This window comes from Streptococcus oralis, assembly GCF_001579025.1.
Taxonomy (GTDB): domain Bacteria; phylum Bacillota; class Bacilli; order Lactobacillales; family Streptococcaceae; genus Streptococcus; species Streptococcus oralis_X.
This window is the reverse complement of the sequence record NZ_KQ970237.1, coordinates 30,814-49,272: the sequence shown is the minus strand read 5'-3', so window position 1 is coordinate 49,272 and position 18,459 is coordinate 30,814. Positions and strand designations below refer to the sequence as shown.

Annotated in this window: 24 protein-coding genes and 1 pseudogene; 10 read left to right on the top strand and 15 right to left on the bottom strand. The window is 38.3% G+C overall.

Annotation, left to right across the window (positions count from 1 at the left end; genetic code table 11):
* The 12 genes and pseudogenes from SORDD27_RS10405 to SORDD27_RS08190 all read right to left on the bottom strand — a co-directional run.
* Window positions 1–262, bottom strand: a pseudogene (locus SORDD27_RS10405) (type VII secretion protein EssA); the annotation flags it as partial.
* A 49-nt stretch (window positions 263–311) separates the two neighbouring features.
* Window positions 312–602 (bottom strand): WXG100 family type VII secretion target, encoded by a 291-nt coding sequence (locus SORDD27_RS08240; RefSeq protein ID WP_049505358.1) that lies wholly within the window; start codon window positions 600–602, stop codon window positions 312–314.
* Between the two features lie 1,003 nt (window positions 603–1,605).
* Window positions 1,606–2,871 (bottom strand): tyrosine-type recombinase/integrase, encoded by a 1,266-nt coding sequence (locus SORDD27_RS08235; protein WP_011837676.1) that lies wholly within the window; start codon window positions 2,869–2,871, stop codon window positions 1,606–1,608.
* 89 nt (window positions 2,872–2,960) lie between these two features.
* Entirely contained in the window at window positions 2,961–3,209 is a 249-nt protein-coding gene (locus SORDD27_RS08230) for a MerR family transcriptional regulator (protein ID WP_001058391.1), read from the bottom strand.
* On the bottom strand, window positions 3,202–3,807 hold the full coding sequence (locus tag SORDD27_RS08225; RefSeq protein ID WP_001040935.1) for a replication protein: 606 nt from the start codon (window positions 3,805–3,807) through the stop codon (window positions 3,202–3,204). The genes SORDD27_RS08230 and SORDD27_RS08225 overlap by 8 nt, the downstream gene beginning before the upstream one ends.
* A 205-nt stretch (window positions 3,808–4,012) precedes the next feature.
* The gene (locus SORDD27_RS08220) at window positions 4,013–4,618 is read right to left on the bottom strand and encodes a hypothetical protein (RefSeq protein ID WP_000208709.1); all 606 of its coding nucleotides are present in this window, start codon (window positions 4,616–4,618) and stop codon (window positions 4,013–4,015) included.
* Window positions 4,615–5,715, bottom strand: coding sequence for a P-loop NTPase family protein (locus SORDD27_RS08215; protein WP_045610914.1), 1,101 nt, complete (start codon window positions 5,713–5,715; stop codon window positions 4,615–4,617). The genes SORDD27_RS08220 and SORDD27_RS08215 overlap by 4 nt, the downstream gene beginning before the upstream one ends.
* Window positions 5,715–6,035 (bottom strand): hypothetical protein, encoded by a 321-nt coding sequence (locus SORDD27_RS08210; RefSeq protein WP_000874693.1) that lies wholly within the window; start codon window positions 6,033–6,035, stop codon window positions 5,715–5,717. The genes SORDD27_RS08215 and SORDD27_RS08210 overlap by 1 nt, the downstream gene beginning before the upstream one ends.
* A 199-nt stretch (window positions 6,036–6,234) precedes the next feature.
* On the bottom strand, window positions 6,235–6,684 hold the full coding sequence (locus SORDD27_RS08205) for an RNA polymerase sigma factor (protein ID WP_011837674.1): 450 nt from the start codon (window positions 6,682–6,684) through the stop codon (window positions 6,235–6,237).
* A gap of 318 nt (window positions 6,685–7,002) precedes the next feature.
* The gene (locus tag SORDD27_RS08200) at window positions 7,003–8,418 is read right to left on the bottom strand and encodes a helix-turn-helix domain-containing protein (protein WP_061428479.1); all 1,416 of its coding nucleotides are present in this window, start codon (window positions 8,416–8,418) and stop codon (window positions 7,003–7,005) included.
* A 50-nt stretch (window positions 8,419–8,468) separates the two neighbouring features.
* Window positions 8,469–8,807, bottom strand: coding sequence for a Cd(II)/Zn(II)-sensing metalloregulatory transcriptional regulator CadX (gene cadX / locus SORDD27_RS08195; protein ID WP_000711078.1), 339 nt, complete (start codon window positions 8,805–8,807; stop codon window positions 8,469–8,471).
* 11 nt (window positions 8,808–8,818) lie between these two features.
* Window positions 8,819–9,433, bottom strand: a complete 615-nt coding sequence (locus SORDD27_RS08190) for a CadD family cadmium resistance transporter (protein ID WP_000615750.1) — start codon at window positions 9,431–9,433, stop codon at window positions 8,819–8,821.
* A 28-nt stretch (window positions 9,434–9,461) separates the two neighbouring features.
* Here SORDD27_RS08190 and SORDD27_RS10400 point away from each other — a divergent pair, with 28 nt between their 5' ends.
* Complete coding sequence (locus SORDD27_RS10400; protein ID WP_081103409.1) at window positions 9,462–9,635, top strand: FanG protein; 174 nt, start codon at window positions 9,462–9,464, stop codon at window positions 9,633–9,635.
* Between the two features lie 78 nt (window positions 9,636–9,713).
* On the opposite strand, the gene rpmG is transcribed toward SORDD27_RS10400, so the two are convergent.
* Together rpmG and rpmF are read right to left on the bottom strand one after the other, a co-directional pair.
* Window positions 9,714–9,863 (bottom strand): 50S ribosomal protein L33, encoded by a 150-nt coding sequence (rpmG, locus tag SORDD27_RS08185; protein ID WP_001265622.1) that lies wholly within the window; start codon window positions 9,861–9,863, stop codon window positions 9,714–9,716.
* Window positions 9,864–9,878: 15 nt separating this feature from the next.
* Entirely contained in the window at window positions 9,879–10,061 is a 183-nt protein-coding gene (gene rpmF / locus SORDD27_RS08180; RefSeq protein WP_060806219.1) for a 50S ribosomal protein L32, read from the bottom strand.
* Window positions 10,062–10,278: 217 nt separating this feature from the next.
* Here rpmF and ilvD point away from each other — a divergent pair, with 217 nt between their 5' ends.
* The gene (gene ilvD, locus SORDD27_RS08175; protein ID WP_061428478.1) at window positions 10,279–11,982 is read left to right on the top strand and encodes a dihydroxy-acid dehydratase; all 1,704 of its coding nucleotides are present in this window, start codon (window positions 10,279–10,281) and stop codon (window positions 11,980–11,982) included.
* 165 nt (window positions 11,983–12,147) lie between these two features.
* Here the strand turns inward: ilvD and SORDD27_RS08170 are convergent, their stop codons facing one another.
* Window positions 12,148–12,489, bottom strand: a complete 342-nt coding sequence (locus SORDD27_RS08170) for a metal-sulfur cluster assembly factor (RefSeq protein ID WP_001204052.1) — start codon at window positions 12,487–12,489, stop codon at window positions 12,148–12,150.
* Window positions 12,490–12,657: 168 nt separating this feature from the next.
* Here SORDD27_RS08170 and hisS point away from each other — a divergent pair, with 168 nt between their 5' ends.
* The 8 genes from hisS (at window position 12,658) to aspS (ending at window position 18,388) form a co-directional block, all read left to right on the top strand.
* Complete coding sequence (hisS, locus tag SORDD27_RS08165; protein WP_061428476.1) at window positions 12,658–13,938, top strand: histidine--tRNA ligase; 1,281 nt, start codon at window positions 12,658–12,660, stop codon at window positions 13,936–13,938.
* A gap of 143 nt (window positions 13,939–14,081) precedes the next feature.
* Window positions 14,082–14,288: a helix-turn-helix transcriptional regulator gene (locus SORDD27_RS08160; RefSeq protein ID WP_000916948.1), complete on the top strand. Its 207-nt coding sequence runs from the start codon at window positions 14,082–14,084 to the stop codon at window positions 14,286–14,288.
* Complete coding sequence (locus SORDD27_RS08155) at window positions 14,285–14,488, top strand: hypothetical protein (RefSeq protein WP_049478385.1); 204 nt, start codon at window positions 14,285–14,287, stop codon at window positions 14,486–14,488. The genes SORDD27_RS08160 and SORDD27_RS08155 overlap by 4 nt, the downstream gene beginning before the upstream one ends.
* On the top strand, window positions 14,485–14,835 hold the full coding sequence (locus SORDD27_RS08150; protein WP_049478386.1) for a PspC domain-containing protein: 351 nt from the start codon (window positions 14,485–14,487) through the stop codon (window positions 14,833–14,835). The genes SORDD27_RS08155 and SORDD27_RS08150 overlap by 4 nt, the downstream gene beginning before the upstream one ends.
* Window positions 14,836–14,848: 13 nt before the next feature.
* Complete coding sequence (locus tag SORDD27_RS08145) at window positions 14,849–15,586, top strand: DUF3169 family protein (RefSeq protein ID WP_061428474.1); 738 nt, start codon at window positions 14,849–14,851, stop codon at window positions 15,584–15,586.
* 9 nt (window positions 15,587–15,595) lie between these two features.
* Window positions 15,596–16,237: a CPBP family intramembrane glutamic endopeptidase gene (locus tag SORDD27_RS08140; protein ID WP_061428471.1), complete on the top strand. Its 642-nt coding sequence runs from the start codon at window positions 15,596–15,598 to the stop codon at window positions 16,235–16,237.
* A gap of 17 nt (window positions 16,238–16,254) precedes the next feature.
* Window positions 16,255–16,473, top strand: a complete 219-nt coding sequence (locus tag SORDD27_RS08135; protein ID WP_061428469.1) for a hypothetical protein — start codon at window positions 16,255–16,257, stop codon at window positions 16,471–16,473.
* Between the two features lie 151 nt (window positions 16,474–16,624).
* Complete coding sequence (gene aspS, locus SORDD27_RS08130; RefSeq protein ID WP_061428466.1) at window positions 16,625–18,388, top strand: aspartate--tRNA ligase; 1,764 nt, start codon at window positions 16,625–16,627, stop codon at window positions 18,386–18,388.
* Window positions 18,389–18,459 lie beyond the last annotated feature (71 nt).

Genomic DNA, 18,459 nt, shown 5'->3' with positions numbered 1-18,459 from the left:
AATGATTTTCACTATCGGTAAATATAGTCTGCTCTGCCCCCTGTAAAAGTTCTTTTGTTGTTTGAGTTCTCTGGTCCACAACCTTTTGGGTACGATTTAAAAATAAATTTGGAGCATATTTGGATTCTATCCTATTTTTGACCGTGTCCTGTGTACTATTTGTAATGATATCTGTATCAAGTTTTAAGCTACCATCGTCTGCATAAACTAGCACAGGAAATACGATACAAAGAATTAATAGGTACTTTTTAATTTTCTTCATCATGGTATAAAAATAAGCGTCAAGTTTCCCTGACGCTCCTCAAAATTAACTACAAACCAAAGCTTTGTGCATCTTGTTGGTCACGTTCAGCTACTGTTTGAGCATAGTTGTTCAATTGTTGGTTGATGCTCACTAGAAGCTCCTCGAATTTTTGAACATGTGTATACAACTGGTTGTATTGCTCAAGGTAAGCATTAAATGCTTGCCCTTTCCATTGTGATGCCATTTCTCCATTTGTGCGATTAACGGTTTGTACCGCTTGTTCAATTTGATCTTTAGCGCTAAGATAAATAGCCGCCTGAGATTGTAACTGTTCTGGAGTCAAACTAATTGATGACATAAGGATTCTCCTTTTAAATTTTTTCCTACTTTAGTTTATCATATATTTTAGTGTTTGTCTATCAGTTACACACTCGTAATACAAATTTGTACAAAAAAAGTATCTGCAAAAACATTTAGATAGAAAGAAGCCTGTATTCAAAGGTTTCGTACGCCCTAAAATGTCAAATCAAGTGCACATTTTCCTCATAGAAAACTTCATATTCTCATTTCATAGTATGTTGAATTAAAGTATCAATTATGATTTTCTTATTTCTATAAGAAGAAACTAAAATAGTTCTGGTATATTTTATCTGAATCATGTGTAATTGCGACCTGTTTTTCAGTATATAATTATTTCTTTAAGATAAGAATATTCTATGGCCAAATTTTGTCTAATTAATTTAAAAATCATTAACAAGGGGGATATTATGGCTGAAAGAATAATACATCAAGCTGATCTTTGAGCTATCGAGAACAACTTGCGCTCTATCCATGAAGGATTGCGAACAATTGGTTTTCATACTTAAGTTTTGTCCCAGCTTTATCCTTTTGATATTCCTTTTGAAGCTCATGAAGTTCTAGTCTCTCATGATTGTAAATACAGTATTGAAATTTGTTTTTTGCAAACATAATAATCCTTTCTAGTTATCAACAATTAAATCTTGTTTAAAAAATCTGAAATGAGTAGTTATCTAAAACCAACATCTAATTTTCTTAAACAACACAAAAACGCTCTAGACAATATGACTAGAGCGTTTTCTATATATCCGAACATCTAATTTATTTCACAAAAAATGTAGTCAAAAATGTAGTCATTCGGTTGATTTTTATTGCAATACATTGAAATTTGAAATTTCAAAAATAGCGTTAAATCAAGGTTTTTTCGTTTCTACTGAAACGTAATGACCCACTATTTAACCTCTGTAAGAGTTAAATAATTTCTATTTTAGCTGTTAGAAACGTTGGTACATCAATGTTTCTAGAATGCTACCTAATAAAAGGTAGAGTGAATGGTAGAGTAGTTATTGCGTTAGCTCAGCAATCTTTTCAAGATAAATCCCCACAGCTTCTAACTTTCGTTGTGGTGCTAATTCAGCGTAAGTATCCATTGTAGTTGAAATTGATTTATGTCCCATTCTGACTTGAAGTTCTTTCCAATTTGTGCCAGCGTTGAGCAACATTGAAGCATGAGTATGTCGGAACAAATGGAAACCATAGTTTGGTAATCCAAGACCTACTAACCTTTTCTTAAGAGTTGTTCTCTCGTTTCTATCACACATATAGTTGCCATAGATTGTAGGGAAAATCAGTTTTGTTCTATGTCTGTTGTGCAATTCAAGATACAAGTTCATTTCGTGGTGGAAATCTCTGAGTTTTTCTATTATGGGGAGAGGGACAGGGACAGAGCGATTTCCTGCATCAGTTTTTGGTGTAGCTTTACAGATAACTTCCCCTTTTGTCCCATCTTTTTTATTTGCGGTTTTCCACATCAATGTTTTACTGACATTAATAGAAGAATTTTCAAAATCTAGGTCATCAATCGTCAACGCAAGTAGTTCATTTATTCGCAAAGCGGAGGCTAATAAAGTATTACAAATTAACTTAAATCTACGATTGGCTCTATTGTTATCTAAACTTTCAAGATAATTAAGCCATATTACAAGACTATCATCATGTAATACCATGATGCGTTGCTTATTTGATTTTGGCTTAGGTGGTATCTTAACAGAGCTAACAGGATTAGTGATTAGTCCATAGTTTGTAATTCCATAGTCAAAAATATCTTTCAACTTATGGATAACAGCACCAAAATCTTTAGCACTACCTTTATCAGCACGCTTTATACCAGATTCAATGGACTCTTTTGATTTCTTTGCCAAACCATTTAACCAAAGCTGGATATCCGCAGATTCAATTTTATCTGGTTTGTAATCTCCAAATTTAGGGATAATATAATTATCAAGATAACCTCTTACTCTGTTCAGAGTATTATGTGAGTTGACCCAGGTCTTATATGATTTAAACCATTCTTCAGCTAAATCTTCCAGTGTATCAATGACGATAACTTTTTCTCGTGTTGAGCCATTTTTTTCAAATTCTAGTCGTGCTCGAATGATTGCTCTATCTAACTGTTTTAGTGTCTTAGCTGTAATGGTAGTAGTGACTTGCTTACCAGTTTTGATATCTTTTCCCAGAAATGCCCCCTTCAAAGTGTATGAGATGGACTTATCTTTTTTGATTTTTTTAATGACTTTTTTGCCATTATGAATAATTGTTTCAGTTTCCATATTTGCCTTTCTTCATGGATATTGAAGTAGGCTAAAATAGTTACCACTCTTTCTTTTAGATAGAACTATTTTAGCAAAAATTTTCAGAATTAGGATTGTAAAAAGTTGATAATATCATCTAGTAGATAGAAGACGGTTCGAGTTCCCTCTATAGGAGGTTCTAATCTTTTTAATCCTTTTTGTTCCCAAGTTTTTAATGTGTTTGGGGAGATATTTAGCTGTTTTAGCAATTCTCGCTGTTGTATTATCTTTAGTGGTATGTTCTGTTCTTTGATTTGAATGAGTTTGATAAGTGTTTGCAATAGTTGTTCAATTTGTTCTAATTTTTCGTTATTCATTATTCTCTTTCTCCTCTGTGTTTGAATTATGGAGTCGATTAGGATTGTATCTTCGTGAATCTAGGTATTTGGCGAAGAAATATGTACGTTCAATAATGAGTCCTAATAAATTGGTATTGTTTGCTCGGGCATACCAGACCAATTCTTCAAATTCGGTAAAGTCGTTCTCTTCGATAATATCAACTACTTCATGTATAAAATCCGAGGAGTTCATCTCCATCAAGAATTTTTCTAAATTAAAGCCACAACCGACTTCAATATCCTCAATGTTGTAGGGGGTCTTATCTGGATTTTCCGCATGGGTAAAGTAGTCAAATAAACCAGTGGGAGACATAACTACCTCCACATGTGCTGGACCGTTTAGTTTGTCACTGATGATATTTGATACTTGTGAATAGCTTTTCAGTGAATCAAAGAAGAAAGCACCGTGTTTGTGCGATTTCTTGAACTCTCCCGTCTGTCTATTAACATCCTTATCGTGCCAAGGACTAAGAATAAACGGAATATGGAGTTCCTCTAATATATTCAAGTAGTTCTCTGGTGCGCTTTCCTCGTAGAAGAGAAACGTCCATTTGGTTGAGCGCTGTTCTTTTGCCATAGGCAGTTACCTCATTTCTTTTGGGTTCTATTACTAAGGAGAAATGACAGGTCGTATGCAAAGTTTTTTTGAAAAAATTGAATTTTTTGTGATTATTGATTATTGACCTATTGGGGGTCGTAGTAACCCCAATAGGTCATGATAGAAAAGAATATAAAAAGGGGCTGTCTGGCTTTTGCTTAACGCAAGCCACAGCCCCAAGGGATTAACGTTTTTGTCCAGTGAACCACAATTGGTTACGAACTCGAATAGGAGAGGAGAAATAATAGTCTGCGTGTTGGCTGACGATTTCTTCTTTTAATTGTGCTTCCATCTCTTTTAGGATTTTTTGCCCTTGTTGGTCTCTAGGGACTTTTAGAAAAATAGTGATGGTATCTTTTCGTATATCTACAATACACTTGCGAACAGCTCGGTTAAATCCTTTATGGATTGGATTGATGGTGGTAACGGTCTGGTGTTCAAGGTTGCTTATCTTCTGTACTCGTTCACGCTGAAACAGGAAGTGTCGCAACAGGAAAGTGTGATAGACAGATTGGATATAGTTCCGAAGACTATCTGTTTTCAACCGTTGTATTATCTCTAATCCAGTCAATAGTAAGGCAAGTAGTAGTGAAATAAGAGCGGATTTGTGACTTACAGAACTAATGGTATCAGTAATGTTTTTAACTGAATCTAGGTTGACAAATGAGATGTTGGCTAATTGGACGGAAAGAAAATTGAATAGCCAGCCGAAGACAGAGCAGATAGGAGTAGAGAGAACCAAATATAGTATAAGATTGAAACTTCTTATAAAGTAGTTTTTTGTGGTCATAGGATACCTCGCTTAGTGTAGTAGGTTGGACAGAGTAGGGGCAGAACTTGGTAGGGGTGTTCATTGTCGATAACTTGGATGATACCTGTACCATGTCCTGTTGGAATGACAATCCCCTCTGGATCGAGGTCAGGAAATAAAAATTGAGTAGTTTTCTGATTGATATTTCCAATTTGTAACAATACGTTTAGCTGTTCCCTTACTGAAATTGGGATAGTATTGTGGTCAAAACGCTGACTTACTAAAAATAGATGGATTTTGGTAGCACGTCCTAACAAGGCAATCTGTGAGAGTAAGGAGAAAAATGCTTCTTTGATATTCTTATTGACTCCCTCTGATAGAGCTAGGACTTCATCAATAACAATAGTTAGATGGGTAAATTGATGGTTGGGATTATCATACAAGATAGCTTGTCGTTTTTGAATGAGATTTGCACATTGACTTAATTGTTCGTTGACCTGTGATACAAAATCAGATTTTGAACGGTTTTCGACAGGGTGGATAACGGAAATATGATTTTCTCTTGCCCAACGACTTGGGGTATCAAATTTCGGGTCAATGATAATCAAGTCAGACATATGCTTCAGTACACTCAAGAAGTAAGTGAGAGCATACGATTTCCCAGAACCTGAATTTCCAGCAATAGCCCAGTGATTGACCTTGTCTAAATTGAGTTCAAAGTGCTTCATGATAGGGATTTTCCCATGTGGCAATCTGGCTGAAAACTTATCCAAATCAGGAATCGCTAAACGTTCTGAAATCCCTCTTTTCCAAGGGAAGAATAAACCACGTTGAATGTGTAAGTCATCTGTGTCTAGAGGGACAAAATAGGTAGCATTTTGTTTTAGAAGCGTATATTGTGGGTAAAGTGAAGCATTGGCAATCAGAAAGATTTTCTTGTATAAGTCGTCATCGAGGATATAAGCGCACGGTAGGCGAGGGACAAAGACAAAGCCGTCTTCTTGAATAATGACGTTAAAAGAATTAGTATAGCTGGTTTCCCCCTGCATTAAAGCCCCTAGAGCCATGTTTAGGCTCTGGAGCAGGTAAGATTGCAGGAAAGATTGGTTCAGCACATCACGAGATTGTGAGGTCATTACCGAACCTCCTTGATACCATTTGCTTTGAAGTAAACGTTATATTTTACTTCGCAGGCTTGTAGGGTGTCAAATTGAATCATGGATTGAAACGCTGGAAGCTCAATCGTATCTTCGAATTTTACTTGGAAAGGGTCTTGCCCTTCCTGTACAAACCATGCTTTATAGGCTACGATTTCTCCTGTTGGTTTTCCTTCTTCAAACCGTTGTTGTGGTTCAAGTTCGGTACTAAGTGAGTAAATCGGTTGTTTTTGACTGATAATTTTATCAGCCAATGTAGTTGTATAACCACCTTTTGTTGTTTTCATTTTAAACGCCATAGGGTTGTTCCTCCTTTATTATTGAGAAATAATACGAATGAGACTTGCTCGGTTTTGGTCGTGAGCTGGACGTAGTTGCTCTAGTTATGTATCACCTCCTTATTACTAAGGAGAATGAGACAACCAAACGCAAAGTTATTTGTTAAATTTTTAATTTTTTTATAAAAAATCCAGTGACAGAGACACTGGATTTGAGGTATTAGCGATAACTTTTTAATAAAGGAGCTAATTTTTTTAGTGCTTTACAATAATGAGATTTGACAGTTACATCACTCATTTTCTTGTAATGTTCAGTGATATAGCGAGCCGTTTCTTTATAGCTTGAACCTTGTTCCGCTATCATTTCAACAATCTTACTGTCAATTTCTGATAGGGATGCTTTAGCTTCACGAATAGCTTGTCTTAACTCCGCTAGGATTAAAGCTTCTTCGGGATTCAAATCAGAACTTGCAACTACTTCATAGCGTTCACGTCGTTTACCGTCATTACGAGATATGCTTTCTTCCATACTTCGTTTATGGTGGTATCGGTCACGCCGTTCTGCATTACTTTGTTCTTGTTGAAGCAAACGAGTTACTTCATTCCAATTTTTAGCTTTAATAGCTTCTTTGATTTTACGCTCACGGCGTTCTTGTACTTTATTGCTCATAATGATGAGCTCCTTTCCGTCCTTGGACAGAAGGAAACAAAATGAGCAAATATTGAACGCTGAGTATGCTAAAAGGCACAACAAAGAAACAGCGAAACAATTCTATGCAAGACATGACCTTTATCGTCATATCATCATATTTGTTTCAATCTGTCCTTTGATGGCCATCAATTTGGACTATTAAAATTTTTATCAAGAGTTTTTCTTGATATATTCAGTATAAGGCATAATGTTCTTTTATTTTTTACTTCTTTTTTTACTTCAATAAACTAATTTGTAAAACGAAGTGCAAAAAAAACTAGGCGATTCACCTAGTTTTTAAAGAGCAAATTTTCGTATCTCTTCTTCGCTTAATAGTTTAATAAATGCTTGTTGAACTCTATCTAAAGCCGAAGCCATTGCGAGTAATTCCTCGTTTAATTGTTCTTGGAAATAGTATGTTACTTGTGTATTATTCGTCAATAATCCCTCAATATAGCGAGTGACATTTGTATTATCTAAATTGATATCATAGAGTTCAACTAAATCAACAAGGTCGATGTCGTTTATTCCCTGAGAGGCAATTTTTTCAATACGTTTCTTATCCTCTAGTGAAAATCTTGTTGGCTCTAATTGAATAGTGTGCCTTTCTTGAATTGGTCTTGTTGCATAAGGGTTGGAAACCCAACTGATAATTTCATCAAAAGTTCTTTCCTCAGTCCTTTCTATATCATTGGATTGATAAATATTAATGCCTAGATTTGCCAACTCTTCTTTAGAATATTTTTGATATAACTCTGTGATATCCTTACCTTGACTGAGTAATTTCATACAGTCCTCAGATATCTGTTTGAATTTTACTCCATCTATTTGTTGACCACCAGTCATACTAAACGAAGAGGTTGTTCTTCCTTTTTGAGAAATAACTAACGGGACGGATGTAAGGTAAGATTTTGGAATATTCTCTTTATACATTCTTTCTAATATATCATTTACCATAAATCCGATATTAAACAAGGGATTTTCTTTGAGTTTTTTTATTAGATTAGGGATAATTTCTGTCGAAACATTATCATACCACCATTTATTGATGAGAGGATCAATGTTTTCTTGCCTAAATGTTGAGGGTATGTCATTTCCGCCTAATTCAAATAGGATACCACAGACATTAACTTCAAATGATTTAATTAAATTATCCCCTAACATCAACCAAAGAATATCAAACATTTCTTCAAAATCAATGACAGTCAATTCATTGATGGTACGGGTTCTAAAACTTCTAGCGGGGTTATAACTTTTTCCACCAACCCATACGTCAATGTCATCTTTCTTGTGAAAAGTATCCATTTCAGTTTCAGTAGAAATCATAAATCTTTTTCTTTGAATATTGAAATTTGCAAATGTCTTGGCAATACTTAGACAACTTGATTGGATTGAAATTAAATCATCACTCATGAAAGAATATAGTTTTTCATCTACAGCCTCTAAATCTCTATATAAAATAGAACTGAAAAAATAATGAAACAGATTCTCAATAAACTCATCTAACTCTCCAAAAACGATATACGTATAGCTCGAAGCGGTTAGAGCATTTAAATAAACTAACATCGAACTCGTAATTGGTCGCTTACCACTTTCAACTTGACTAACTTGACCTGCATTGCCTAGTTCGCTTTGTGTAATATTGTATTTTTTTCTTAAATTTTTGATACGAGTAGGTATTTCTTGTGAATAATTTTCTTCAAAAAATTTCATATATAATCCCCCTATAATCATGGAAAAGTAGAAAGTAGTAAAAATAGTTGTTATCCTAGTTGATTAAAAAAATCTCTGATTTCCTCATCTTTTATAAAATAATATATAATTTTCCCCTCTCTTCTAGTGTCCAAGATGTTTTGATTGGCTAGTTTACGAAGATGGTGGGAGGCAGATGCCATACTGAGATTTAATAAACAGGCTATATCGCAGACACAGAGTTCTTCGACGGCAAGGAGATAAAAGATGATATTTATCTGTTTATTATCGGTAAATTTTGATAAAATGCGAAGTGATTTTTGGACTTTTTCCTTTTCAAGGTAGTTCGTTGCGGTTGTAACATTTTGTTGATTTATAACATCCACTTGACAGATACTATCTTTTTTCATAATATTTTCTCCTAGCCTAATATAGTCCATAGTATGTCAAAACTGTTATTTTCAATCAGGATATATATCCCCAATCCTAAATAAACAACGGCAATAAACCATCTGCTATATTTTTCCAAAATTTCTCCAACAGAAGAGACTTGTGCCAATTTTTGGGCAGAAAAAACCAAGAGATAAATCATGACTAGAAAGGTAAGTAAAGCTACTATCAAATTTGCTAAATTTAAGGTAGTAAAATATGGAACAAAGACACCAATATTGTCAGCACCACAACTTGCAAAAGTAATCATAGCGACTAGAAATATCAGGTTTTTATTATCTTTGCGCAAACCTTCTTTGGCAATAGCTTCTCCATCAGAATCTCCTAAAAGCAAAACTTTGAGACCTAGGAAAATTGGAATCAAACCGAGTAAACCTAAAATCTCTTTACTAGGAATATAATTTAAGACAAATGCAAAAAGCAAACTTAGCAATATTAGACTAACAGAGCCTAGAAATTGTCCTAAATAGATGTTAATGATGTCTTTTCTGCTTTTTCTTTTGGCAAAAAATAACATTAGGATAATAAGTAAGTCTACGGCTGTCCCAGAATACAGTATTATTGAAGTAACAACATTTTGAATCATAAAACACCTCATTCAAATATATTTTTGAATGTATTTTAACATTAAACTTTGTAGATGTCAACTTAAAATTCACCAAAATATAGATAAGGCGTTAGTGTACCAAATATTAAAAAGCCCTGCCATCGAAATGATAGCAGGGCTTAACTTCAATATCCAGATGATATATTTATCTAAAAAAGGTAGAGTTTTTATTGATTTGTAGTGCGATATAATGAGTTTCAAAAAATCAAAAATCACTTTAAATCAATATTTTGACGTCTATTGACGTGTACTGAAACCCTTACTTCACCTCTGTAAACACAACATGTTTGCGAAGTTTTGGTGAGTATTTCTTCAATTGAAGACGGTCTGGAGTGTTACGTTTGTTTTTAGAAGTAAGGTACAAGCGTTCACCAGATTCTTTGTGTTCAAGTGTAATATTTACGCGCATGGTATCTCCCTTCTATTATTCAGCTGATGCAACTTTAGCGATTTTACGTCCTTTGTAGTATCCTTTAAGTGATACACGGTGAGAACGTGAGTAATCTCCAGTAGTTTCGTCAAAGTTTACAGATGGAGCTGTTACTTTGTAGTGTGTACGACGTTTGTTTTTCTTCGCTTTTGACGTGCGACGTGCAGGTACTGCCATTTTGATTTCTCCTTTTAAGATATAATTTCAGTTAGGTTTGATTTTCATCAACTTTAATAGTATATCAAAACTTTTTTGTAAAGTAAAGTTACTTGACAAAAAAAGATGAAAAAATTAGAAGCTAGTAATCGAAATTTTCTGAAAATTCAAGAATTTTCTTCTGTTCATTGCCTTTAAAATGTGCTATAATAGTAAAAACTGAAATGGGAGGGATAAGATGACTGAATTAGATAAACGTCACCGCAGTAGCATTTATGACAGCATGGTTAAATCACCAAACCGTGCCATGCTTCGTGCGACTGGTATGACAGATAAGGACTTTGAAACACCGATTGTGGGAGTGATTTCGACTTGGGCGGAAAATACACCATGTAATATTCACTTGCATGATTTTGGGAAATTGGCTAAAGAAGGTGTCAAATCTGCAGGCGCTTGGCCGGTACAGTTTGGAACCATTACCGTAGCGGACGGGATTGCCATGGGGACGCCTGGTATGCGTTTCTCTCTAACATCTCGTGATATCATTGCGGACTCTATCGAGGCGGCGATGGGTGGTCACAACGTCGATGCCTTCGTTGCTATCGGTGGCTGTGACAAGAACATGCCTGGTTCTATGATTGCTATTGCCAACATGGATATTCCAGCTATTTTCGCCTATGGTGGTACTATTGCACCGGGAAATCTTGATGGCAAAGACATTGACTTGGTTTCTGTCTTTGAGGGAATCGGAAAATGGAACCACGGTGACATGACAGCTGAGGACGTGAAACGTCTCGAATGTAATGCCTGCCCTGGCCCTGGTGGCTGTGGTGGTATGTATACAGCTAATACCATGGCGACTGCTATCGAAGTTCTCGGTATGAGTTTGCCAGGATCTTCATCTCACCCAGCTGAATCAGCTGACAAGAAAGAAGATATCGAAGCAGCAGGACGTGCTGTTGTCAAGATGCTGGAGCTTGGTCTCAAACCATCAGATATCTTGACTCGTGAAGCCTTTGAAGATGCCATTACTGTAACGATGGCTCTCGGTGGTTCTACAAATGCCACTCTTCACTTACTTGCCATTGCCCATGCGGCTAATGTTGACTTGTCACTTGAAGACTTCAATACAATCCAAGAACGTGTGCCTCACTTGGCCGACTTGAAACCATCTGGTCAGTATGTCTTCCAAGACCTCTATGAAGTCGGTGGTGTGCCTGCTGTTATGAAGTACCTGTTGGCAAATGGTTTCCTTCATGGCGACCGTATCACATGTACTGGTAAGACAGTCGCTGAAAACTTGGCTGATTTTGCAGACCTTACACCAGGCCAAAAAGTCATTATGCCACTTGAAAATCCAAAACGTGCAGACGGTCCGCTTATCATCTTGAATGGTAATCTTGCCCCTGACGGTGCGGTTGCTAAAGTATCAGGTGTGAAAGTGCGTCGCCACGTTGGACCAGCTAAGGTCTTTGACTCAGAAGAAGATGCTATCCAGGCTGTTCTGACAGATGAAATCGTTGATGGCGATGTAGTCGTTGTTCGTTTCGTGGGACCTAAGGGTGGTCCTGGTATGCCTGAGATGCTGTCGCTTTCATCCATGATTGTTGGTAAAGGTCAAGGAGACAAGGTTGCTCTCTTGACGGATGGCCGTTTCTCTGGTGGTACTTATGGTCTGGTTGTTGGACATATCGCTCCTGAAGCTCAGGATGGTGGACCGATTGCCTACCTTCGTACAGGTGACATCGTTACGGTTGACCAAGATACCAAAGAAATTTCCATGGAAGTATCCGAAGAAGAACTTGAAAAACGCAAGGCAGAAACAACCTTGCCACCACTTTACAGCCGTGGTGTCCTTGGTAAATATGCTCACATCGTATCATCCGCTTCTCGTGGAGCCGTGACAGACTTCTGGAATATGGATAAGTCAGGCAAAAAATAAACTCATACTCTTCGAAAATCTCTTCAAACCACGTCAACGTCGCCTTGCCGTACTCAAGTACAGCCTGCGGCTAGTTTCCTAGTTTGCTCTTTGATTTTCATTGAGTATCAAAAAGCAAGCCATCTTCGGCTTGCTTCTTTTTATCTTCAAAAGTGATTTGCCTCATTAACGAGGTGGGAGTCCAAGGGCAATACGGCCGTAGCGACTGATTCGTGTAATCTTCCAAGCGGGTGACCAGGTGACTTCAACTTTGACGTCCTCGATACCCTCGATTTGTTTGAGACCTGCGACGATTTCGATAGGCAAGCTTTCGGCGCAATCGCAGGCAGTGTCGGTAAAGGTCATGACAATCTTGCAGAGACCTGTTTCATCCAGATTAATTTCATAAATCAACCCTAGATTGTAAACATCCAATTCTACATCTGTATCAAAAACCTTCTCTAGTTTTTCGATAATTTGGTCTTGTAAGGCCAAAGCGCGGTCATTGATTTTGATATCGTCTCTCATAACAGTCCCTCCACGTGATAAATATCCTCTATTTTCTCATAATTCTGACAATTTGGCAAGTTTTTGATGAATTTTCTGAAAAAGACTCTCTTGAGATTTTCTACTCTCACTGTTTTAATCCCTCTATTTATGGTAAAATAAGACTATTAAGTTTAAAGAGGATTCCCTATGAAATTACAAAAACCAAAAGGAACACAGGATATTTTACCTGCTGAGTCTGCCAAATGGCAGTACGTTGAGGGCTTTGCCCGTGAAATTTTCAAGCGCTATAACTATGCAGAAGTGCGCACGCCTATTTTTGAGCATTACGAGGTTATCAGTCGCTCTGTCGGGGACACAACAGATATCGTAACCAAGGAAATGTACGATTTCTACGACAAGGGTGACCGGCATATTACCCTCCGTCCAGAAGGAACTGCGCCCGTTGTCCGCTCTTATGTGGAAAATAAACTCTTCGCCCCAGAAGTACAAAAGCCAAGTAAGTTCTATTACATGGGCCCTATGTTCCGTTATGAGCGTCCACAGGCAGGTCGTTTGCGCCAGTTCCACCAGATTGGTGTCGAGTGTTTTGGCTCTAGCAATCCAGCTACTGATGTGGAAACCATCGCTATGGCAGCCCATTTCTTGAAAGAAATCGGCATCCAAGGTGTCAAATTACACCTCAACACTCTCGGAAATCCTGAGAGCCGTGCGGCTTATCGTCAGACCTTGATCGACTATTTGACACCACTCAAGGAGACCTTGTCTAAGGATAGCCAACGTCGTTTGGAGGAAAATCCTCTCCGTGTCTTGGACTCTAAGGAAAAAGAAGACAAGGTGGCAGTAGAGAATGCTCCGTCTATCTTGGACTTCCTTGATGAAGAAAGCCAAGCTCATTTTGATGCCGTCCGTCAGATGTTGGAAAATCTTGGAGTAGACTATATCATCGATACCAATATGGTACGTGGTTTGGACTACTACAACCACACGATTTTTGAGTTTATCACTGAGATTGAGGGCAATGATTTGACAGTCTGTGCGGGTGGTCGTTACGATGGTTTGGTTGCTTACTTTGGTGGTCCTGAAACTGCTGGGTTTGGTTTTGGACTTGGTGTGGAGCGCCTGCTTCTCATCCTTGAAAAGCAAGGTGTGGCTCTCCCTATCGAAAACGCCCTAGATGTCTATATCGCAGTCTTGGGAGAAGGGGCAAATGTCAAGGCTTTGGAGTTGGTACAGGCTCTTCGCCAACAAGGTTTTAAAGCAGAGCGTGATTACCTCAACCGTAAACTTAAAGCTCAGTTCAAGTCAGCTGATTTCTTTGCTGCTAAGACCCTCATTACCCTAGGAGAGAGTGAAGTCGAAAGCGGACAAGTGACAGTTAAGAACAACCAAACACGAGAAGAAGTTCAAGTGTCACTTGATGCTATCAATCAAAATTTCTCAGAAATCTTTGAAAAATTAGGCTTTTAATAGTAGAAAAATTGGTCAGGAAAACATTCCTGACCGTTTTCTTTTGCAAAATGACAAAAATCTTAAACTTTTTGACAAATATGCTTGTCAAAAAGAAAAAGATGTGTTACAATGTAAGCAAGTTAAGAGTAAAGGAGAAAGGAATGCTTAAAAATCGTTTAAAAGAGCTTCGGGCTCGCGATGGTCTCAATCAAACCGAACTGGCCAAGTTAGCAGGGGTTTCCAGACAGACCATTAGTCTACTAGAACGGGACGAATACACCCCGTCAGTTGTGATCGCCCTGAAGATTTCGCAGATATTCAATGAACCAGTCGAGTCGGTATTTCGGATAGAGGAGGATGAGGAATGAATAAGTATAAAGTGATTTATTATGTAGTTGCCATAGCTCTATTAGTCAGCGTATTTCTACTGATTGGGATGGACCTAGGCTGGTTTAATCCATATCAAAGCGACCAATTTGTTTGGGCCTACTTTGCTCTCATCCCAGTAGTTGACTGGATTGAAAAGAAATTCAAAAATCTAGCAAGTGAAAAAGGAGAAAAGTTATGAAAGAGTTTTCAGCGGGTTTTCAAGTCGATACTGAACACAAAGCACTTGCAGGTGTTTGTGCAGGTTTAGGAAATTATTTTAACATTCAAGCCAATATCGTTCGTTTGGTGACAGTTTTGTTGTTTCTCTCTTCTACAGAGATTGGTATTTTAACAGTTACAGCCTATGCTTATCTAGCAGGTTGGCTTGGCAATGAACCCTTGGGGGATGGAGCAAAAAAAGCTAGAAACCAAGCTATTCTCTTACTTGCTGTTTGTTTGATTTTGGTGTCACTTGGAACAGAAGGCTTGACAGCTATTTTTGAATCAGGTAAAGCCTTTGGTCAGTGGTTGGCTGGCTTAGTTTAGAGGGAGGGTGAATATGAAAAAGAAACGTGGATTATTATTGTTTTTAGCAGCTGTTGTCTTTGGAGGTTTCTTGGGCATGTTTATAGGGATTTTTAAGGCACGTGCCGAATCCCACGGAATTATGTTAGATGTAAAAGTCTTGATACCCTGGATATCAGCTATTTGTTTACTGATAGGTTTCATTAGCATTCTTTTGACGTTCAATTTCTTAAAGAAAAGCAGAAAATTTCACTCCTTGTATCAAGAGGAAATGGATGATGATCTGAATGAAACCTATTATGTGCAAATGTATCGGAATCTCGAGTTTGGAACCATTGCTTTTAATATTGCAAGCGTAGCGATTTTATTGGCTTTCTTCATTTCAGTAAGTGAAGAGATTGTACTAAATAGAAGCAATCTAACCTTATCTCTTTCTTTTTTGGCATTAGTGTTGGTTTTCAATGCTCAAAAATATCTTTATAAAACCATTTCGATTGTTCGTCAGTTTGATTTGGCATTTTTCTCTACACCAAAGGATGTCTTGGACTATATCAATTCTTACGATGAAGGGGAGCGCCAAGCTAATTTGGAACAGAGTTTTCGGATTTTATTCCAATTAAATAACTATGTCTTGCCAGGTCTCTACATTCTAATTGATCTCTTTTCCTTACTGACAGGAGAGATTCAGTTACTCGCCTTATTGCTTGTCGGAGCTATCCATATTTATATCAATGTGATGCAATTACCTATGGTAAAACGTTATTTCAAATAGGAGTCTTTTATGAAATTACTTAAAAATCTTGGCTGGTTTCTTCTAGCTGTTCTATCCTTTTTCTTTGGCTATGGTCTGGTTCAGAGTACGGCGCTGTCAGCTCTTGGACTAGGGGCTTCAATCTTTGGAGTCTTACCACTTTATGTCGTCCTATCAGGGGCCTATGTTTATGGAGTTTACAGATGGTATCAGACAGAAAAGGTTAGCATCCAGACGACAGCTTTTAATCGTTATATCTGGTTGCCTACTCTGGTTTTGCTAGTGGCGATTACAGCCCAGTTCTTTTTGCCAGAAGATCCGTCAGTCAATCAACAAATCGTATCACAATTGACAGTTGCTCAGCCTGTCTTTGGTTTCTTTATGGTAGTGGTCTTTGCTCCTCTGACGGAAGAACTCATCTTTAGAGGGTTACTGGCGCGCTATCTCTTTCCTAAGCAGAACAACAGCAAACAGACAGCTCTGTTTCTCCTCGTATCGAGTGTGCTTTTTGCCTTGATTCATTTTCCAGGAACTTTGCAACAGTTTTTAGTTTATGCTAGTCTGGGATTGAGTTTGGGACTGGCTTATGTAAGCCGAAAAGGTCTTCTTTACAGCATTTCTCTCCACGCTTTGAATAATTTAATCGGCTTTTTGATGATACTCATGCTATAATAGAGTCAGGAGGTCACATGAAACGAGTAATTTTATTAGCAGTGATACAGGCGGTCGTTCTCTTCTTTATCATCGGGGCACTTGCCTATGCCTTTAAAGGCGATTTCTTTTACAACTATCTAGCAATTGTCTTTGCGCCTATTGCAGGTATCTTGCGTTTTGCTTCGGCTTATGCGACGGAGATTGTTCTACCTAAAAAGACAGCTGAGATTGCTGAAAAGCGTAAAAAAGGTTAAGAATCATAATCAGAGAATTCGATGACATTTTCATCGGATTTTTTGTCTGTTTGTTTTGATTTCTAAAGGCAATCAAACTTTTCTGCTGATTTTCATGAAGTGCCTGCGCTTTTGTGGTAAAATAGTAACAGAATAAAAGAGGAGAGAAAACATGAAACGTAGTATGTATGCTGGTCGTGTTCGTGAGGAACACATCGGACAAGAAATGACCTTGAAAGGCTGGGTTAGCCGTCGTCGTGACTTGGGTGGTTTGATCTTTATCGACCTTCGTGACCGTGAAGGAATCATGCAGTTGGTTATCAACCCTGAAAAAGTATCTGCAGAGGTCATGGCAACAGCTGAAAGCCTTCGTAGCGAATTTGTCATCGAGGTGACTGGACAAGTTGCTGCGCGTGAGCAAGCCAATGATAAGTTGCCAACGGGTGCAGTTGAGTTGAACGTGACAGCTCTGGCAGTGCTGAATACAGCTAAAACAACACCTTTTGAGATTAAAGATGGGATTGAGGCCAATGACGATACACGTTTGCGTTACCGTTACCTTGACCTTCGCCGTCCAGAGATGTTGGAAAATCTCAAACTTCGTGCCAAGGTGACCCACTCAATCCGTAACTACTTGGATGAGTTGGAGTTTATCGATGTGGAGACGCCATTCCTTTCTAAATCAACACCAGAAGGGGCGCGTGACTATTTGGTGCCATCTCGTGTCAATAAAGGGCATTTCTACGCTCTTCCTCAAAGTCCACAGATCACCAAACAGCTCTTGATGAATGCTGGGTTTGACCGTTACTACCAAATCGTTAAATGTTTCCGTGATGAGGACTTGCGTGGTGACCGTCAGCCTGAGTTTACTCAGGTCGACTTGGAAACGTCTTTCCTTACGGAGCAAGAAATCCAAGATATCACAGAAGGCTTGATTGCGCGCGTGATGAAAGAAACCAAAGGTATTGACGTGACGCTTCCATTCCCTCGTATGAAGCATGATGACGCGATGGCTCTTTATGGTTCTGACAAGCCAGATACGCGTTTTGACATGTTGCTTCAGGACCTGACAGAAGTTGTCAAGGGTGTTGATTTTAAAGTCTTCTCAGAAGCACCTGCTGTTAAAGCCATTGTAGTCAAAGGAGCTGCGGACAACTACTCACGTAAAGACATCGACAAGATGACCGAAGTAGCCAAACAGTACGGTGCCAAAGGTCTTGCTTGGGTCAAGGTAGTTGAGGGAGAATTAAACGGACCAGTTGCCAAATTCTTGACTGGTATCCAAGCAGAATTGACTGCAGCACTTGGTCTTGAAGATAAGGACTTGGTTCTATTTGTGGCAGATACGCTTGAGGTAGCGAATGCAACACTTGGTGCTCTTCGTGGACGTATTGCCAAAGAGCTTGGCTTGATTGATAATGATAAGTTCAACTTCCTTTGGGTGGTTGATTGGCCAATGTTTGAATGGTCTGAAGAAGAAGGTCGCTACATGAGCGCCCATCATCCATTTACCCTTCCTCAAGCAGATACTGCTCATGAGCTTGAAGGTGATTTGGCTAAGGTTCGTGCTATTGCTTACGATATCGTCTTGAACGGTTATGAGCTTGGTGGTGGTAGTCTTCGTATCAACCAAAAAGACCTTCAAGAACGCATGTTCAAGGCTCTTGGTTTCTCAGCTGAAGAAGCCAATGACCAGTTCGGCTTCCTTCTTGAAGCCATGGACTATGGTTTCCCACCACACGGTGGCTTGGCGATCGGTCTTGACCGTTTTGTGATGCTCTTAGCAGGAGAAGAAAATATTCGTGAAGTCATTGCCTTTCCTAAGAACAATAAGGCAACCGACCCAATGACACAAGCTCCATCAACAGTCGCTCTCAAACAACTAGAGGAACTCAGCTTACAAGTAGAAGAAGATGAAACAAGCAAAACGAATTAAGCGGTGGCGCTATTATCTGCGCCGCTTTGCTTATCAGATAAAAATCTTACGAGTTTTACAAAGTATCTCTC